A 21,241-nucleotide genomic window follows, 5' to 3' on the forward strand; every position below is an offset into this window, starting at 1 on the left:
CTTCGCCGACGGACGGCTGCTGGTCTCGGTCAACGTCGGCGTGCAGCGCGCCTCGCTGGCCTTCGGCGGCGATCCGCAGACCGGTGCGCAGTCTGAGGCGCAGACGAGGTCCGGCATCACGGTTGACCTCATCGGCGTCATCGGCTCGTTCGAGCTCTCCGTCGACGTCTTCGGACTGTTCAGCGGCAACGTGGACGTCGACCTGACCGGGAAGTGGAGCCTCCAGGTGGCGTCGCTGCTCGCGGAGATCCCCAACGTGGCCACCCTGCAGGCCAGCGGCGTGCGGATCGGCTACGACCCGAAGGGCGCTGCCAACCAGGAACTGGTGCGTATCAACTCGGCCACCATCTCCTTCCCGACGCTCGGCGTGACCGGCAGCCTGCGGCCCTACCAGCCGTCGACCAAGACGAACATCGACGCCACCAACGACGAACCGCTTCAGCCCGGCACCGTGCCCGGCCTGACGATCTTCGGCGACGGCTTCCGCTTGGGCACCGCTGAACTCGCCTACGGCCTGCCGATGACCTCCGGCAGCGCTGCGCCGGGCAACGCGCTCACCCCGAGCGCGCCGGACAAGAAGATCACGCTGGGCGGGATCCTGGAGCTCGACGACATCCGCATCGGCGTCTCCGGCCTTGAGGTCCGCTTCGCGGGCACCGATGCTCCCGGCTTCACCGGCGAGATCTACATCGCCACCGGCGGCGCTCGCCTCTTCCCGGGCAAGTCGTTCGGCGCCACTCTCAGCGACCGTAAGACGGCCGACGACGTCCGCCCCGACGGTTCCCCCGACGACGAGGCGTTCCGCGCCACGCTGACCTTCGACGACGGCAAGGTGCAGGCGCTGCAGCTCGCCGTCGACACCCTCGAGGTGCGCCTCGGCACGTACGTCACGCTGACCGCCACCGGGTTCAACCTCAACACGGGGGCCACCGGCGACCAGCACCTGGTCGAGTTCCAGTCGGTCGGGGCCAAGGTCACCATCGGCTCGCTCGTCCTCGCCGGCGAGGGGCGCCGGTTCGCCATCACGGGCGACGGGTCGTTCAAGGCCCTCTCCGGCTTCGGTGTGTTCCTCTCCGTCGGCTCCGCCACGGGCGACAGCTTCAAGTGGCCGTCGTTCCTGCCAGTGCGGATCGACGCGATCGGCATCCAGTGGGAGGACGTCGAGCGCAGGCCCGAGGACTTCACGCTCATCCTGTCCGCCAGCGTGACCGGCATTCAGGGCCTCCAGGGTCTGCAGATCACCGGCGCCATCCAGGGCATCCGCATCCAGCCGTCGCTGCTCCTCGAGGGCAAGTTCCCGGTCATCGGCATCGACGCCATCGGCGTCAGCGTCAAGGGCAAGATGTTCGGGGGAGAGGTCTCGGCCAGCCTCGTCGGCGGCATCCTCAAGCTCACGTCCGACCACCAGATCATCGGCGTCTTCGACACGGAAACCCCCGTCGCCCAGCGCGTGCTGTACTTCGGTCTCGAGGGCTCCATCTCCATCGCCGGTCTGGCAGGCTTCGGGCTGAGGCTCGGCCTCTCCGAGCTCGGGCCGCTGCAGGTCTTCATCAGCGCCCAGGTGCCCGGCGGTATCCTGCTGGAGCCGAACTCCGGCCTCGCGATCAACGACTTCTTCGGCGGCGTCGAGTTCTTCACCACTCTGCCGTCCCTGGACGACCCGTTCGCGCTGCGGTCGCCGGCGCTCAAGGCCACCACGTCGATCAGTGCGGACCAGTGGCTGCTCCAGCTCCAGACCCAGGTGGCCAACCAGGCCAAGGCCATCGCCGCCAACCCCGGCACAGGCGGGTTCCTCGCGGCCTTCACCTCCCCGATGGTCATCACCGGTTCGGCGAAGATCTTCTCGATCTACACCTCCCAGGCTCTGTTCAACGGCGAGGTCATCGTCAAGATCTCCACCGACGGCAAGCTGCTGGTGATCGGCAAGCTCAACTTCGTCGACAACAACATCTCGCTCAGCGGGAGTCTCTACGCTGATCTCTCCAAGGTGGCCTCGGGCAACGTCACGATTCTGTTCCTCGCCGACATCACCGACCAGGTGCGCCTGCTCACCCTGTACGGCAAGCTCAAGATGGGCTTCAAGAACTCGAGCGGCCAAGAAGTGACGTTCGACACCATCGACCTGCCCGATCCGGCCGCCACCGCGACTGCGCCCACCATCACGCTGGGTTCCCCCACCAATTCCGGCGGCACCGTCGACCGCAACGTCATCAACGCCAGCAAGCAGCTCGACGTCATCTACACCCCGGCCCCAGGGGCGAGTCTCAACATCACCAGCGTGCTCGACACCACTCACGAGTTCACCTTCACCACCACTGCGGGCGGCTCGCGCACCATCACCAGCGGCACCCCCGTTCCGATCCTGACGCTGACGACCCCGTCGGGCGTTGAACTGAAGGTCCTCTTCACCGACGCCGGCGGCGCCTACTACACCGACAACAACCTCAGCACCGGCACCAAGACCTACGTCTACACCGCCGACCGCGTGCCCGAGGGGCAGACCCTCCTCGACGCAGCCCTGCGCACGCTCGGCATCACCCGCTTCCGCTACACGTTCGGCGGCGATGCGCTCACGCTCGGCAAGTGGAGCCTGAAGTTCGATCCGGGAGCCGTGCGAAACGCCGACGCCACCACCGACTCGGGTACCGTCGCGGGCGCCGCGAATGCGTTGACGACGCTCGACTTCACCGTCGTCGGGGCCACCGCCACCGTCAACAACCCGACGCCCGGCGCGTCCATCGACATCAACGCGATCAACGGGCGCGGCTGGATCGACGTCACGTTCACCAAGCCGACGTTGTTCGCGATCGACCCTGCTTCGATCACCGATCTCAGCCCCGAGTTCGCGCTGTCCGGCCCCGGCCTGGGCACCATCCAGCTCGACGCCACCCAGGCACCGTCACTCGTCTCGAGCACCGCCACCACCTCCACCTACCGCTACCTGCTGACCGGTCGCTTCACCGCCACCGGCGACGTCACGCTCACCTTCCTGCCCGGCTCCTGGTCCTACCTCTTCACCGTGAACGGCCAGCTCGAGATCACCGATGTCCCGACCGAACCCGGGAACGGCAGCATCGGCGTCCGGTTCCCCGCCGGCGGCAGCGCCGGTATCCCCGCGGGCTTCGTCGTCGATCCGCGCAGCGTGATCGACGGGCTCCAGACGCTCGCACTGGGCGGCGACTGGGACATCGACCTCGACACCCTTGGCGCCATCTCCGCCACCGACGACCCCTTCGAGTTCTGGGTCCCCGTCTTCGTCACCTCCGTCGGTAGCACCCTCACCGCAAGCCTGACCAACGAGCAGGTCTCGTACACCGGCACCGTCACTGGCGGGACGGTGCAAGGCGACGTGCTCACCGTGACGCCACGCACCTACCTCGACGTCGACATCACGGTGCCCACCGGCGCCGACCTCGAGCACGACTCCGTGACCGACCTCGCGCCCGAGTTCGAGCTCTACGGCGAGGGCCTCGGCACCATCGTCCTCGACGGCACCCGCGCACCGGTGATCCTCAGCAGCGGGGCCACCACCCGCGTGCGCTACTGGCTGACCGGCCAGTACCAGACCGGGCTCGAGGTCACGCTGACCCCGATCGAGGGCAGTTGGAACTACCGCTGGTCCGCACCCGCGATCAATGCCGTCAACTCGGTCAGCTTCGGCACTGCTTCCCTCTACGAGACGGCCACGGTGACGATTACCTTCACCGGCGTCCCGACCGGATTCACGCTCGACGCCGACCGCGTGCTGAGCGACGCGTTCCTGCGCACCCTGAGCTTCACCGCGACGGCCGCAGGCTGGACCGTCGTCGTCGACACCGCCCGCGCCATCGTCGAAGGGGCCACCGACACGCAGTTCGTCGTCCCGGTGCATGTGTTCCGCGACGATCTCGCCGACCCCGCGACGTCCGCGATCATGCTGGACTCGGTGTTCGTGCCGCTGCTGGCCGACGACCCCACGCCGCTGTTCAACGCGGTCGGTGGCAACACCTTCACCACCGTCGACACCGACTACGTCGATGTGCCCATCACCGCCCCGACCGATCTCATCATCGACGAGCTGAGCATTGGCAACGGGTCCGTCACGGTGAGCGTCGACGGTCAGACGGTTGCCGTGGTCGACCATGTGGTGCTCGCCACCATCGACGGCGTCACCTGGGTGCGCTTCATCCTCGCCAATGCCATCGCTCCCGACGCCGTGGTGGAGGTCACCTACGCGGGCGGTTGGACGTTCGACCGCAACGGGTCCAACTACACCGCCCCACTCCCGCAGCCCGGCACCCAGGGCGGCGACACGGCCCAGGTCACCTTCGGCACCGCCACGCCCCAGGGCGCCCACGTCTCCAGCCGCACCCAGACCTACCTCGACGTCACGTTCACGCCGCCGGTCAGCCTCGACCCCAACACACCGTTCACGATCGTCGACGGTTCCATCGACGGCGACGAGTTCACGATCAGCGGCGCCGGAGCCGGCGGCGGCTTCCAGATCATCAGCTTCGTCAAGCTGAGCGAGGACAACACCTGGCGCTACTTCCTGCACGGCACGTTCGCGGCGGGCGAGGTCACGGTGACGTTCGACATGAAGAACATCATGGACACCTCCGGGCACAGCCCACCGACCTCCGCGCCGCTTCTTCGCACCTTCCTCGTCGTGGGCGCCACCGCCGACACTGTCACCACCGTAATCGTCGACGACGACACGAACACCCCTGAAGACGAGACCGAAGTCCGCACCGACGCACTGGCCGGCGGCACGATCGGGCTCGACTCCATCAACCAGCAGCACTACTTCGAGATCCGCTTCCGCGGAGCCTCGGGCCTCGGCATCGACCACGCGACGATCAACGGCGACGAGATCCAGTTGCGCGGCCCCGGCGGCACCCTCATCACCCTGAGCGCTCCAGTGCGGGTCGGCTCCAGCGACATCTACCGCTACGGATTCGCGGGCACCCTCGTGGCCGGCACCTACACCCTCACCTTCGTCGCGGGCACCTTCGCCGACTTGGGCGGCAACCTCAACGCCGCCGAGACCGAAATCTTCGCCCTCGCAGTGCCCACCTCGCAGCTCGAAACCCCAGGCCCCGGCTCGGTCGTCAGCGTCGACGACCTCGCCGGTCGGGGCTGGATCGACATCACGTTCGGCACCATCGGCTCGGTCGCCGTGGACCCCGCGTCCATCACTGACGCCGCCCCCGAGATCACGCTGCGCGACGCCAAGGGCGAGCTCACCGTCATCGCCGCCGTCCGCACCACCGGCACCACGTACCGCTTCTTCTTCACCGGCTACACCTCCGGCCCGCTCACCGTCGCCTTCATCGACGGCAGCTGGCTGGCCACCGACGGCACCCCGTTCACAGCGGGCACCCACGCCGCACCCACGTACACCGCCCCCACTGAGTCGCAGATCCTCAACCGCACCTGGGTCGGCGTACGGCTCACCCCGACGTGGGGCACCGAGGTGGACGTCCGCACGCTCGACGGCGGCGACCTCGACATCGCGAACCCGAACGTAGTGCTCACCGGCGCCGGCTCCGAGGGCCTCACCTTCTCCGGCGTCAACTTCCTCCGCGACCGCGCCGACGGCAGCGGCATCGCGTTCTACAGCTACCAGGCGACCGACCTGCGCGCCACCATGGGGCCAGGCACGCTGACCGTGACGTTCAACGCGGGCCAGTGGACGGACACCGGCGGCAACACGGCGGCAGGCAGCAGCGAGAGCTTCCGCGTCATCGAACAGGGCACCTCGTTCTTCATCGAGCTCTCCGGCGGCATCCTGCTCCAGGCCGGCGAACTGCTCGAAGACCCGCTGCTGCACATCTCCGCCGAGGTCATCCTTGAGATCGATACCGACCCGTTCACGCTCATCCTGACCTTCGCGGGCCAGATCGAGGTGTGGGGACTCGGCACCATCGGCGCGACGTCCGGTCGGTTCATCCTGGCAACGGCCGATCCGGAATCCGGCGTGTTCTACAAGTGGCCGCAGATCTGGGGTGTCGCCACCGTCGAGACCAACTTCGAGAAGCTTGAGGACATCGGCCTCCTCATCTCCGGCTCGGCCCAGCTGCGGATCAACCTCACCAACGAGGTCAAGACCGAGACGCTGACCCTCAAGGGAGTGGGCCCCGGCGGCACCGACCTCACCGAGACCTTCGTACTGCAGCCGTTCAGCTTCGGCTTCCAGATCCTCGGCCAGGTAGTCGTCGCACCCGGAGGCACCGAACTCATGCGGGTGCAGGGCGGCCTTTACCTCAACATCTCGATCTCCGAGAACCCCTCGATGGACCTGTTCCTCACCGGCACGCTCTCCTTCGGCTCGGGCTCCGCGCGCCTCGAGTACGGATCGGTCACCGGCGTCATGATGATCCGCACCGACGGACCCCTGGCTGGCGTCGCCGGCAGCATCCGCGTCTCCAGCGGCGTCGGCATCGGCCTGCCGAACATCGGCTCGCTGTTCTCCGCCTCCGGATCCGTCTCCGTGATCTTCAACACCACGATGGCCGAGCAGTCGTTCACCGTCCCGGACGCCTTCCTGCCACTGCTGCTGCCCGGACAGTCACCCACCTTCATCATTCCAGCGGCCGCCCCTGGCATCGACGGCAACCCCGTCCCCGGCGCGCTGCCTGCGATCTACATCACCGCGGTCATCGAGGCCGAGCTCACCATCGGCGGGCTGTTCACCCTCACCGGCATGCTCGGCATCACCGCCGCCGTCGGCCCGTCGGGGGCGTACCTCGAAGTGACCGGCATGGTCGGCACCACGATCCCGCTCCTGGGCGCGATGACAGGCAGCCTCAACCTCAACGTCTATATGGGCGAACGTACCGGTGTCGTGGGTCGCGTCCAGCTGACGCTCGGCTCCAACATCATCCCCGGAGTCTCTCTCAACGGCCAGTTCCTGCTGGAGATCAACACGTTCGCCAGCGAGCAGACCGTCCGCGCCTTCGTCGTCGAGCAGGAAACGCTCCCAGGCGGCCGAAAGGTCTTCGGCGGCTTCGCCCGCGACGCCCAGAACCGCCTCATCATCGACGACCAGACCATCGGTGTGGTGGCGGGATTCCGCCTCGAGATGTACGGCTCGCTCGTCATCAGCAACGTCCTCGACATCAACGGGCACGTGGTCTTCTCGCTCGGCGCGAGCGGCATCACGCTGGTGGTCAACGGCTCGGCCACCCTGACCGGCCTGGGCGAGGTGCGAATCGTCGATTCCGGATTCTCGATCACCAACAAGGGCCTGGTGGCGCGTGTCGACATCGGCCTCGACGCCGGCTTCGGCGGCAACGTCGGGCTCAACTTCAACGCCTCCGCGCTGCTCGAACTGAACACCACCGGTGCCGACGCGACCCTCGGCTCGACCGTGGTCAAGCCCGGCTTCAAGCTGCGCATCGAGGGCAGCATCACGTTCCTCGGCTTCGCCAAGGGCTCCGGCTTCGCCGAGATCAGCATCGGCGGCGGCAACTTCGTGATGAGCTTCGGCGTCAACTTCGACCTTGCCGGGCTGAAGTTCTCGGCCAACGGCGTCGCGGGCATCTACACCGACGACAACCCCGGCATCGTGATGCGCGTCCAGGTGAGCGCATCGGCCGATGCCCTGGTCTTCAGCCTCAGCGCGTCCGGGACTCTGTCCCTCAACACGACAGGCATCCAGCGAGAAGGCGTGGACAAGGGATTCGAGCTGTCCTTGCACGGCTCTGTCACGCTGCTCAAGATCTTCAGCTTCAAGGCGGACCTCATCATCCTGGTCGGCAAGGACTCGCCCACGGACCAACAGCCGCTCGAGGGCGACTGGTACCTCATGGCGCAGGCCAGCTTCGACTTCTTCGGCTTCGGCCTGAGCGGCAAGGTGGAACTGAGCTCCGAGGGCACCTTCAGCCTGGAACTCTCCGGCAGGATGCAGCTCGGCGGCAGCTTCATGGGCATCCGTGGCCAGTTCACCCTCAAGGTGGCGTTCACGAAGACCACCACCGACGGGATCGTCGTCTACGAGCTCTACATCGGCGGCTCCGCGAGCGTCGAGGTGTACTTCGACTTCAAGCTGTTCGAGATCAGCCTCGGCGTCGGCTTGGAACTGGCGGTGACCGCCAAGTCCACCGACCCGAAGGACGCCGACGGGAAGGTGCCGCTCAAGTTCCGCATCACCGTGCGCTTCAAGGTGCTCGGCAAGTGGTACTCGCGCAGCGACACGTTCACCATCGGTCGAGTCGCGTTCCCCGTGGTGCCGTACCTGGCCGGCAACGGCGTCGACTTCGGCGCCAGTGATCCGCGCAGCCTGCGGATGTGGCGCGAGGAGGACCGTGAGCTCATCCTTAACGTCGGAAACGACCGCCACCGCGCCGCCCGCGACGTCTCCACGCAGACACGCGACGAACGCGTGCTCATCGAGCAGATCGGTGTCAAGAACGGTCTGGCCGTCATCCGGGTAACCGGCTTCGGTTACTCCCGCACCTACGCCAACGTCGAGCGGATCACTGGCCGCTTCGCTGACGGCGCCGATCACGTGACGATCGACCCGAGCGTCCAGATCCCGGTGCTCATCTGGGGCGGTGCCGATAGCGACACCATCATCCTCGAGGGCGCCGGCCAGGACAGCGTCGTCTACGGCGACGAGCCGTCTGCCGGTAGCGGTAACGACGACATCCGTGTCGGCGGTACGGTCGGCGCCACCGTCCACGGCGGCCAGGGCAACGACCGGCTCACCCACACGGGCACCGGCGTCGTCACCTTCCACGGCGGCAGCGGCAACGACGTCCTCGTCGGCAACGCACCGACCGCGCAGCTGTTCGGCGACGACGGCAACGACACGCTCAGTGGTCCCGCCGCGCTCTACGACGGCGGCGCCGACGACGACATCATCATCGCCACCGCCGCGGTCTTCGGCAGCACCATCTCCGCCCCCATCCGGGGTGGAGCGGGCAACGACACGCTGCGCCTCACCCTCACCGGGGACGCGGAGACCTACCGGCTCAGCAACCCGTCCCAGTGGACGCTCGACCACCTGCTCGGCACCAAGCTGATCCAGTCCACCGGCATCGAGGCGTTCGTCCTCGAGGCGGGTGGCGGCTCCGACCAGATCACCCTCGACCACATCAACGGCAACGACTCCCGGCTGACCAGCGTCGAGATCGATCTGGGCACGGGCAGCACGGACATCGTCACTGTGCTTGGCTCGGACGGCGATGACGACAGCTTCACCGTCGGCACCGACGGCGCCCGCACCAGTGTTACGCGTGCAGGCGTCGAGGGTTATGAAGTCCGGATCGCCGGCGGCGTGCGCGCCCAGGGCGACTCGCTGGTCATTGACGGCCGCGGGGGCGACGACACCATCGACGCCGCCGACATGTCCGCCGACCAGCTCGCGCTGACGATCCGCGGCGGCGACGGCAACGACAGACTCATCGGCTCCAACTTCGACGACATCTTCTACCTCGGCGCCGGCGACGACACGGTGACCGGTGGCCTCGGCCGCGATACGTTCTACGACAACATCGGCAGCAACACGCTCGAGGAGTCCTTCGAGGGCGTCGACTTCGGCCTCTACGACAACCTCTTCGTCGTCGGCATCGTCGTCGGTCTGGACTTCGGCGTCGGCTCGATCGCCGAAGACCTGAAGAACATCTTCCGCACCGCGCGCCTCAACTCCACGGGTAACCGCGCCACGACGATCCTCGTCGGCGACGCCGACGGAGCCGTCAGGGTGGCGGGCCTCCGCCTCACCGCGAACCCGTGGACCGGCACCGCCTTCCTCGATCCCGGCGACGGCAACGACCTCGTGCGCGTCGAGCTCACCCGCTCCACGAACATGGCCGTGCACGTCACCGGCTCCGCAGGTAACGACCGCCTCGAGGTGTGGGGCACCACGGCTCCCGACGACCTCATCGTCGACGTCGTTGCCGCGCCGCCTGCGGGCACGTACACCGACAGGATCCGTCGGGTCACGTTCAGTAGTGCGGGCGTCCGCGATGACATCGGCGTCATCACCCACGACGACGTCGAGACCGTCGTCATCCGCACCCTGACCGGCGGCGACCGCGTGGCCGTCCGCGCCATCAACGTGACCCACGAGATCTACACCGGCGAGCACACAGACGTCATCGCGGTCGGCTCCAACGCCGCGGACGCTGGCACCACGGACACCTCCTGGACCAACACCGGCGGCACCGTCAACGCCATCAACGCGCTGCTGCGGGTCGACGGGGGTACCGGTCCCGGCGCCATCACCGGCCGCGACCTGCTGGCCGTCGACGACACCGGCGACACGGCCGACAACACCGGCGACCTGACCAGCCTGTGGCTGACCGGGCTCGACATGGGCACCGGCATCCACTACACCGGCTTCGAGTTCCTGACGATCGACCTCGGCTCCGGCAGCGACGAGTTCACCGTCACCTCGACGCACCTCGGCTCCACCGCGCTCACCACCAACAACGGCAGCGACCTCGTGACCGTGCACAGCGTCTCGGGCATCACGACGGTCTCCACCGGCAACGGCAATGACACCGTGCGGATCTCCTCGACGCTCACCGGCGCGGGCGATCTCACCGGCGTCCAGGCACCGCTGAGCGTCGACGGTGGCGACGGTGCGGACGAGCTGTACTTCAACGACGCCGCATCGTTCCTCGACCGCATCGGCGTCATCACCGGCACCACGGTCTCCGGGCTCGGCATGACCGGCGGCGCCCCGACGCCCAGCCTCGTGCAGGTCGTCACGGTTGAGGGCGCCAACAACGGACGCTTCGCCCTCGAGGTGGCCGGGTTCGGCACCAGTGGCCAGCTCGCCTTCGACGCGAGCGCCGCCCGGATGCAGCAGGTGCTTGAGGCGCTCGTCGGCGTCGGCAACGTCGTCGTCACCAAGGCCGGCGAGCGCTGGACCGTCGCCTGGACCGGAGACCTCGCCGGGTTGGACGGACGTCCCCACACCCTCACCGTCGTGCCCGTGGCTGGGCATGCCCTGGTTGGACCGAGCGTGTCCACCGGCGTTGAGCAGATGACCGACGGACTGGTCGACTACGCGCTGTTCGAGCGCCTCGACGTCAACCTCGGCGCGCTCCGCGACGTCGTCGTGATCGAGTCCACCCACACCGGCGCCACGAACGTGTTCACCGGCTCCGGCGACGATGTCGTGGCCGTCGAGTCGCTGGCCGGCACCACCGCCATCCACGGCGAGGACGGCAACGACTGGCTTCTGGTCAATGCAGCGCCCGGCCCCGTCGGCACCAACCCGATGGACGGGCAGCGCCTGACCCTGGCCGGTGGCGCCGGTTCCGACACCTACCTGATCGACCTGTTCGGTGTCGGCAACAGCCGGATCGACGTCGTCGACACGATCGCAGACACCAACACGTTGGCCGTCAACGGCTCCAGCCTGGACGACACGTTCCTGTTCCGCCGCGGCATGATCGCGCAGCTCTCCCACCGCACGCCGGCCAACTGGTTCCGCGACGCCGAGATCGTCACGTACGACGAGGCCATGACCGGCGGCGTGGTCGTCGACGGCCTGGCGGGCGACGACGCGTTCGCCTTTGACGACACCTCCTCGGTGCTCACCGTCCTCGGCGGCTCCGGCAACGACGTCTTCCGCTTCGGCCAGCTGTACACCGGCTACGCCATCGAGGACCCGCTGCCCGGCAGCGTCCAGGACCGCCTCGGCTTCGGCGACTTCTCGCTCCCTGACGAGGAGTCGGACGCCGACTTCGGCGACGTGTTCTTCGACTCGACCCGCGGCTGGATCACCAACGGCGTCTCCGAGACCGCGCACGTGTACGGCGGCTCCGGCGACGACGTCTTCGAGGTCTTCCGCAACGTCGCGACCCTCAACCTCTACGGCGAGGCCGGGGACGACACGTTCATCATCCGCACCTTCATCCACGAATCGGTGCAGGCCGAAGTGGACGCCGGCGAGGGCCGCAACTTCATCCAGTACTCCGCGAACGCGCCGGTCAACATCGACGGTGGCTCCGGCTTCGACCTCGTCGTGCTCATCGGTACCGAGGCCCACGACACCTTCGTCATCACCGCCGACGGCGTCTTCGGGGCCGGCCGCGTGGTGCGCTACACCAACGTCGAGCGCGTCGCGATCTACGGCATGGAGGGCGACGACGTCTTCCACGTCCTGTCGACCAACCCGGCCGTCGAGATGGCCATCTACGGCGGGCTCGGCTCCGACCGCATCGAGGTCGGTTCCCAGGCCCCTGCCGCGCAGGCCAACGACCTGCTCGGTCACACCGGTCTGGTGCGCCACTCCGTCGAGAGCGCCATCGGCGCCTGGGACGGCGTGCCGGTCGACGGCCTCGCCGCCGAGATCATGGACAACGACGAGCCCACCGTCGTCGTGGCCCCCGTGGGCGGACCCCTCGTCCTCACCGAGGGCGACGAGGGTGCGGTCACGGTCAGGCTGACCTTCGCCGCCGCCACCGATGTCACGGTGACCCTCACGGCGCCCGCCGCGCTGTCGACCCGGGCCGGGGCCATCGAGTTCTTCAACGGTGTCGAGTGGGAGACCTCTGTCACCCTCACCTTCGCGCCGGGCGACCTCGCCCAGCGCGAGGTTCGCGTCCGCGCCGTCCAGGATCTGGCGGCCGAGGGCGAGAAGCTCCACCCGATCGACGCAGTCGTCTCCGGCGGCACCTACGACAAGGTGCTCGTGGCTACGACGTTCGTGCGGGTACTCGACGACGAGGCCCCGGAGGTCGCGGTCATCGAGCCGGTCGGCGGCGTCGTCGTCATCGAGCCCACCTCCGGCGTCGGCGGCCAGAACGCCACGTACGAGGTGCGCCTGACCCGGCAGCCTCTCTCCACCGTCACCGTCGCGGTGGCGGCCCCGTCGGGCTTCCAGGTGTCGCTGAACGGCACCACCTGGCAGCAGTCGTTGACGCTGGCGTTCGCCCCCGGCGACACCTCGCGCACGATCCACGTCCGCGCGCTCGACGACGCGGTCGTCGAAGGTCAGCACGTCGCGGCCATCACCGCCCGTGTCACCAGCAGCGACGCCATCACCGGCACCGTGAGCGGCGCCGGGGGAGTCCCCAACGAGTTCCTCTTCTCCGCAGGACTGGCCGTGGACGCGCTCAAGGGCTACCAGGTGGTCCTGCTGAGCGGCGACGGCGCCGGCCAGGCGGCCCGCATCTGGACGAACACCGCCAGCGCGATCGAGATCGAGGGCGACTGGGACATCGCTCCCGCCGCCGGAGATGCCTTCGCGATCCTCGGCTACACCCCGCCCGCCACTGAGGTCGAGGTCACCGGCACCGTCACCGGCGTCTCCGCGGACTTCCGAACCGTCACGCTCAGCGGCGCCGCGCTCCCGACCAACGGGGCCGGGCTTTCCGGTGCGCTGCTGCGGCTCGTCGGCACCAACGGCGTCGGCACCTACCGGACGATCGCCTCCAACACCGCCACGACCATCACCGTCATCGACGCGTGGGCCTCCGACACGTTCGCGGCTCCCAACACCCGCGTCTACGTCGCCGAGCTCGTCGGCGCGATCGTGCCGCGGGTCACCGTGCTCGCCCATGACGGCGACACCCCCGGCGTCGTCATCACCCCTGTCGGCGGCGACATCCGCCTCGTCGAGGGCGCCCAGACCGGCGAATTCGGTGCCGAGGCCACCTACGCCGTCCGCCTCGCCGCGGCGCCCGCGGGCACCGTGCAGGTGCGCCTGAGCGCCATCGAGTCGAAGACGCTCAGCGCCGCCGGTACCTGCTCCACCAACCTGGGTTGCACCGCCCGCCAGCTGGAATTCTTCGACGGCGCGAACTGGGTAGCCGAGTTGGTGCTGACCTTCTCCGCCAGCACCTGGCACCTGGGCCAGACGGTCATCGTGCGCGCGATCGACGACACCACCATCGACGGCAGCCTCGTGCAGGAGTTCGCCGACGCGGCGCGCCGCGTGCACCTCATCCAGGGCCCGCTGTTCGTCTCCGGCGGCGACGACCCCAACCCGCCGGTGCAGCTCTCCCTCGACGGCTACCTGCCGGTCCTGATGCCGGGCGAGACCTCCACCGAGCCCAAGCCCGTCACGGCCAGCACCGGGCGCGCCATCGAGACAGCCCAGGTCGACGTCCTCATCATCCACAACGAGGACTCGCCCGCCAACGACACCGGCGTGCTGACGCGCGACCGCATCACGGGCCTCGGCATGGCCGACGACTACGCCCTTGCCGGACGCCCCGTCCCCGGCGGCATCCGCTACGCCGACTTCGAGGACCTCACCGTGCTGCTCGGCTACGGCAACGACACGTTCACGGTCGAGAGCACCCACGCCGGCACCACCACCGTCCACGGCGGGCTCGGTGACGACGACCTCACCGTCCGCACCGTCGACGGCCACACCCGCATCATCGGCGGCCCGGACGCGCTCGCCCTCGGCCGGTCCGACGACGACGAGATCCGCGTCGGCACCGCCTCCGGGCTGCTCGACCTGCTCGCCGCGCTCCTCGTCCTCGACGGCGGCGTCGGCAACGACACCGCGCACCTCTACGACGACGGCGATGCCAACAACAACCTCGGCTGGCTGACCCAGGACACGCTGACCGGGCTCGACATGACCCCGCGCACCGGGCTCGACGAGCTCGGACGCCCGCTGGATCGCCTCTACTCGGTCACCCCGGCACCCGGTGCCACGCACTTCACCCTGATGCTGTCGCAGATCGCCGGCGGCCTCGCCTCCGGCATCGGCGCCGTGACCTTCGCCGTCGGCGCCTCCGCCGACGAGATCCGCGACGCCCTCCAGTCGCTGCTGCTGCCCGTACTCATGGGTTGCGGACAGGCTGACGACAGCCAGTGCGTCGTCAGCGTCTACGTCTGGCAGGTCGCCGGCAGCTACCTCGTCGGGTTCCGCGGCGAGGTCAACGAGAACCCCGCCCAGCCCATCACGATCCTCCTCAGCGCGATCGGTGACGGCGCCCAGGCCGTCGACGCCGACTCCCGCGCCGGCATCCGCTACGCGGGCATTGAGACGCTCAACCTCGCGCTGGGCTCCGGGCACGACGTCCTCAACATCCGCGGCACCCTGCCGGTCACCAACGTCACCTTCGGCAGCGGCGACGACCGCGTCTACATCTCGTCGCGCGCCGACGTCGGTCTGGCTGAACGGCCCCAGTTCCTGGACGGCCACCTCGACGACATCGAGGGCACCCTCAACCTCGACCTCGGCTCCGGCCGCCACACGCTGCTGCTGAGCGACGCGGATGCGGGCTCCGGCGACGCCGACGTGCTGATCACCGACGTCCCGTCCGCCACCCTGGACCGCGACGCCGACCTGGCCGCGACCGGCGAGATCTTCGTCGTCGGGCTGGCCCCGGCCGGCATCTCGTATCGCGCTGCCGCGGACGGCACCTTCGCCGACGGCATCCGCATGTGGACCTCGGGCTTCGCCGACCGCATCGTCATCGACGGCACCCATGAGCGCTCCGGCGTCCGCACCACCACCTGGCTCAACACCGGCCTCGGCAACGACCACGTGACGGTGAACCTCACTGCCGGCGAGGACGGCTTCTTCGTCCTCAACACGCAGGGTCAGTACGACAACGTGCTCGACCTCGTGGCCGACCTCGACGACGGCGACGAACCGCTCGCCGCCGACCGCGTGGTCAGCGTCACCGTGGGCGGCCAGCTCGTCGACCCGAGCCGCTACTCCGCCAGCACAAGGCTCGACCTCGTCGGGCTGTTCGACTCGTTCGCGCCCGGTTCCAGCGTCGTCGTGGCCCTCGAGCTGCGCGACTACACCGTGCAGACCAGCGGCACCTTCAACCTAGGCTCGCTGACGGATCTCGTCAGCTACCGCGTCTGGGTCAACGGACGCCTGCTCGGCGCCAGCGAGGTCGCCCTGACCGGCACCGTCCTCACCTTCGACGCGCCCGCGCAGCGCGACGGGTCGGCCGCCCACGTCGTGGTCGACGTCACCCGCTCCGCCACCCAGACCTTCACCCTCCCCGCCCTCGGCGGACCCGACGACGACACCGTCGACGGCTCCGGCTCGACGCTGCCGCTCATCATCTTCGGCGGCATCGGCGACGACGACCTGAGCGGCGGCCAGGGCCACGACGTGATCGTCGGCGACCGCGGAGTCGTGCAGTGGCATTCCGGCGGCGTGGTTGTGGCCCAGTCCGGCAACGGTGGCATGGACGATTTCACCGACGGCGTGGTCCGCCCGGCCACGTTCATCACCATCCGCGACAACAGCCTCGGCGGTCACGACACGATCCGCGGCCTCGGCGGCGAGGACATCCTCATCGGCGGCACCGGCAACGACCGCATCGACGGCGGCCTCGGCCGTGACCTCATCTTCGGCGACAACGTCGAGCTCGACCGCCGCACCACGCTCGGCAACCACACCAACCCGCGCTTCCGCGTCCTTGACGGCACGCAGATCTACTCGACTGCGGGCGGAGACGCGGCTGGCGCCGCGCAGGTGACCGGCGCGTGGCAGAACGATCCCGCCGGCGCGACCGCGTGGAGCGACTTCCGCATCAGGCTGCTCGACCATGCCGATGACACTCCGGCCGATCGCTACGGCAGCGACTACATCGCGGGCGGCGCAGCCGACGACGTCATCTTCGGGCAGCTCGGCAGCGACGTCATCCAGGGCGACGGCTCCATCGACCTGGCTGTCGGCGCCGAGCGCGACGCCGCGGGTGACCTGACCGTCAACCCGTCGGTCGAGGCGGCCACCGACGGCGACGACTACGTCGAGGGCGGCGGCGGAGCCGACGTCATCTTCGGCAACCTCGGCCGCGACGAGATCATCGGCGGCAGCTCCGGCCTGTTCTCGTTGGAGACGGCCGTCGCGCGGCCGGATGCCGGCGACCTCATCTTCGGTGGCGCGGGATCGAGCATTGATCGCAACGACGACACCGCCGGTCACGGCCGCGACTCCGACACCATCGTCGGCGACAACGGCAACATCTACCGGATCGTCCAGGTCATGAGCGGCGCGACCACGTACCGCACCTTCACGTACGACAACTACGGCGGCCCGGCCAACGAGCGGCTCATCCCGCGTGCCGTCGACCTCCTCGACTACACGCCCGGCGGTCCCGACTGGCCGACCTACGTGGGCGACATCTACGGCAACGACGAGGTCCACGGCGAGTCCGGCGACGACACCGTCTACACCGGCGGCGGCAACGACGTCATCTTCGGCGACGCGGGCGACGACGACCTCATCGGCGGCTGGGGCCACGACTGGATCTCCGGCGGCACCGGCATCGACGGCATCCTCGGCGACGACGGCCGGATCTTCACCAGCCGCAACGGCACCACCGAGCCTCTCAACGGCGTGACGACGGCCAACGTGCAGAGCGAGATCACGACCCCGGGTCGCGTCCAGATCGCCATCCTGTTCCCGGTCGGCAAGCTCAACAAGAGCGTCGACCTCACCCCGTTCGCCGCCGATGGCGACTGGGTGAACCCGCTCAACCCGATCGGCCACGCCAACGACGTCATCTTCGGCGGCTGGGACGACGACTTCATCCACGGCGGCTCCGGCGACGACGCCATCTCGGGTGCCGAGGCGCTCACCATTGGCTACGGCGTCGGCGGCGTGCGCAGCGACTTCGCCCGCCCGTTCAACGACGGCACTCTGCTCGGCTTCAACCCGACCACCGGCATGTTCGAGCTGTACGACGAATACGCACCGATGACCCGCATCACCGTCGGTGGCGGCGAGTGGTTCCTCAACTTCTCCGCAGCGGACGGTCGGCCGCTCGGCGGTGACTTCTTCACTGACGGCGACGACGTCATCTTCGGCGACCACGGCAACGACTGGCTCGTGGGCGGCTCGGGACGCGACACCATGTGGGGCGGCTGGGGCAACGACCTGCTCAACGCGGACGACGACCTCAGCGGCGTCGGCGGGCTCAACACCCAGCCGGAGACCCACACGTCCTACGAGGATCGTGCGGTCGGCGGTGCTGGCCTGGACGTCCTCATCGCCAACACCGGCGGCGATCGCCTCATCGACTGGGTGGGGGAGTTCAACAGCTTCCTGGTGCCGTTTGCCCCGTTCGGCCTTGGGACCGTCAGCCGCCAGGTGCCGCCGGGCCTGTTCGACTTCCTGTACAGGCTCTCGGCGGCGCAAGGCGCAGACGCGACCGTGGCGCAGCTGGCCGGCCAGATGTCGGCCCCGCGTAACGGCGAACCGTACGGCGAGATCGGTCTCATCACGCAGAAGGACGACTTCTGGCAGGACCAGACCGGTGGCCCGCGTGACCCGCAGCCCGGCAACGTGCCCGGCGGCAAGCGCGACGTGCTGCGCAGCGCTGACTTCAACGACGCCACCGGCCAGGACTTCTTCGCCGACTCCGGTGTCTTCGCGGCGCAGGGCGGCACGCTGAGCGTGACCGCGGCGTCGACCAGCGGCGACGCCGTGGCGGTGTACTACATCGACCAGTACCTGCCGATCTACTACGAGATCCACGCGCAGGTGTACCTGACGAAGCCGACGGGCGGCTGGAAGGCCAATGCGTACGTGATCTTCGACTACTTCGCGCCCGACGACTTCAAGTTTGCCGGCGTCGACCAGTCGACGAACAAGCTCGTCATGGGTCGCCGCACCGCCGCGGGCTGGCTGATCGACGTGCAGGGCTCGGTGCAGGGTGGCGTGAAGTACAACAAGTGGTACGAGATGCTGGTGGCCGTCAACGGCACCACGGTCACCGTGCTGCTGGGCGGGGCGGTGGCGTTCACGCACACGTTCGTCCCGCGGGTGATCGACGGCGTCACGGTCGGCCTCAACAAGGGCTTCGTCGGCGTCGGGTCGCTGCGGTCCCGCGGCAAGTTCGACAACATCTCCGTGCGGGTGCTCCCGCCTCAGATCACACTCGATGTGACCGAGGAGTTCGACGACGGCCCCGGCCTCGTGTCCGGGCTCCCGGCCGACGAGACGTGGACCACCGCCGACGGATCGCTCGTCGGCACCGCGCCGGCCGCTGCTCCCACTGTCGGGCTGACCGACCTGGGACAGTCCCTGGACGCGAACTCGTTCCTCGAACTGACCACTGAGGTTCGCCTCGCTGCCGGGTCGATGGCAGGCATCGTCTACGACTACTACAGCGTCGACGAGTACAAGTTCATCGTGCTCGACGTCGTCACGCAGCGCGTGGTGTTCGGTCACGTGACCCACGGCACGTGGAAGGTTGACGAGGTCGTCTCGCAGGCGCTGACGGCGGGTGTCAGCTACACGATGATGGTGACGATCAAGGGCGCGTCCGTCTCCCTGGTGCTGAACGGCCAGTTCATCCGCTCCCGCGCCTACAACGCGGCGCTGGCCGACGGCCGCACCGGCGTCCTCGTCGCGGCAGGCTCGGCGTCCTTTGACTCCTACCAGGTTCGTACCGACGGCTACGACCCGGAGGCGGTCTCCGTAGCGGTCGCTGCGCCGGCCCCTGCGGAACCGGTGGAGCCACCCGCCGACGATCCTCTGCCGGATCCGCCGCCGCCGAGCGAACCGGAACCGACGGACCCCCCGCCCCCCGAGCCCGCGCCGGAGCCCGCTCCTGAGCCGGAGCCGGAGCCGGAGCCGGAGCCGGAGCCGGAGCCGGAGCCGGAGCCGGAGCCCGAGCCCGCTCCTGAGCCTGCGCCCGAGCCCGAGCCCGAGCCGACACCGGCACCCTGGGTGCCCCCGGGTCGCAACAAGAAGAAGTAGCGACGCGCCTCAGGGCGCACCCCGCCCGTCCGTATCCCCACCCTCCGGCAGCCTCGTCGGGTGGGGTGGATGAGTTGAGCAAGTGAGATGGGTCAACGCCACGACACGCCGGTGTAACAGTGTTTTGTTTCGTCGACCCATCTCATTTGCTCAAATCCCTGGGGCCGAGCACAAAAGGCTTGACGCCGGGCACTGCAGTGGGTTACTGTGGGACCGCTCCCACGCAGTGAAGCCCGAATGTTGAGTCTGTCGATACCCTGATAGGCGAAGATTCTGGGGAGTCAGCGTAGGAGCGGTCCCATACTCGTCTCCAGCAAAGGAACGGACAATGTCGTCACCATTCAGGCTCTCCCGCAGGCAGCTCCTCGTCGCAGGCGGACTTACCCTCGGCACCAGCGCCCTCGCCGCATGCGGCGGTGGATCCTCCTCGACGGGGGAGACCTCGTCGATCGTCAAGGTCGGCTCCTACCAGTCCGACGAAATCCCCAAGCAGGCGTTCGCCGACATGATGGCCGCCTTCGAGGGCGGCGACGTCGAGATCAACACCATCCAGCACGAGACCTTCAAGGAAGGCATCAACAACTACCTCCAGGGCAACCCGGACGACGTGTTCACCTGGTTCGCTGGCTACCGCGCGCGCTACTTCGCGGAGCGTGGCCTGGTGGGCGACCTCAGCGACGTCTGGGCCAACATCGACGGGATGCCCGAGTCGATGAAGGTGGCCTCCACCAGCGGCGACGGCAAGCAGGTCTTCATCCCCAGCACCTACTACCCGTGGGCCGTGTTCTACCGCCCCAGCCTCTTCCAGGAGCGCGGCTACACCGAGCCCACGACGATCGACGAGTGGATCACGCTCAACGAGCGGATGCTGGCCGACGGCCTCACCCCCATCGGCTTCGCCGACAAGGACGGCTGGGAGGCGATGGGCACCTTCGACATGCTGAACCTGCGCGTCAACGGCTACGACTACCACGTCTCGCTCATGGCGGGCGAGGAGGCCTGGGACGGTGACAAGGTCAAGAACGTCTTCAAGCTGTGGAGCGACCTCATGCCTTACCACGAGGCCGACTCGCTCGGCCGCACCTGGCAGGAAGCCGCTCAGGGACTCATCCAGAACCGCACCGGCGTCTACGTCATGGGCATGTTCGTCCAGCAGCAGTTCGCAGCCGCTGGCCTCGAGGATGACCTCGACTTCTTCATCTTCCCCGAGGCGGATCCCGCGATCGGTGCGAAGGTGGTCGAGGCCCCCGTCGATGGCTTCATGATGGCCGCGGACCCGAAGAACCCGGAGCTCGCCAAGGAGCTGTTGGCCTACCTCGCCACGCCCGAGGCGGTCGCCCACACCGTCAAGGCCGATCCGTCGGTCATCGCGGCCAACTCCAAGGCCGACCAGTCGAGCTACAACGCGCTGCAGAAGAAGGCCGTCAAGGTCATCGAGGAGGCGGAGGCCATCTCGCAGTTCCTCGACCGTGACTCCCGCCCCGACTTCGCCAACACCGTCGTCGGCCCCGCGTTGCAGTCCTTCATCCAGGACCCGAGCCAGATCGATTCGATCCTCAGCAACGTCGAGGAACAGAAGAAGTCGATCTTCGCGAGCGAGTGAGC

2 protein-coding genes (1 of these 2 cut by a window edge) are annotated in these 21,241 nt (G+C 68.4%); both read left to right on the forward strand.

Translation table 11 applies throughout. The features are described from left to right. Positions 1 to 19,636: the 3' portion of a hypothetical protein gene (locus RPIT_RS01030; RefSeq protein ID WP_077339714.1), read on the forward strand. 17,447 nt of this gene lie to the left of the window's left edge; the window shows 19,636 of its 37,083 coding nt (coding positions 17,448-37,083); its start codon lies beyond the left edge, outside the window; its stop codon occupies positions 19,634 to 19,636. Between the two features lie 328 nt (positions 19,637 to 19,964). Further along, positions 19,965 to 21,239 (forward strand): ABC transporter substrate-binding protein, encoded by a 1,275-nt coding sequence (locus RPIT_RS01035; protein WP_077339716.1) that lies wholly within the window; start codon positions 19,965 to 19,967, stop codon positions 21,237 to 21,239. Positions 21,240 to 21,241 lie beyond the last annotated feature (2 nt).

Origin of the sequence: Tessaracoccus flavus, from assembly GCF_001997295.1 — a bacterium.
GTDB lineage: Bacteria > Actinomycetota > Actinomycetes > Propionibacteriales > Propionibacteriaceae > Arachnia > Arachnia flava.

Bases quoted from the DNA above. Each gene is read 5' to 3' on its own strand.
- RPIT_RS01035 (WP_077339716.1), top strand. From the start codon at position 19,965: ATGTCGTCACCATTCAGGCTCTCCCGCAGGCAGCTCCTCGTCGCAGGC.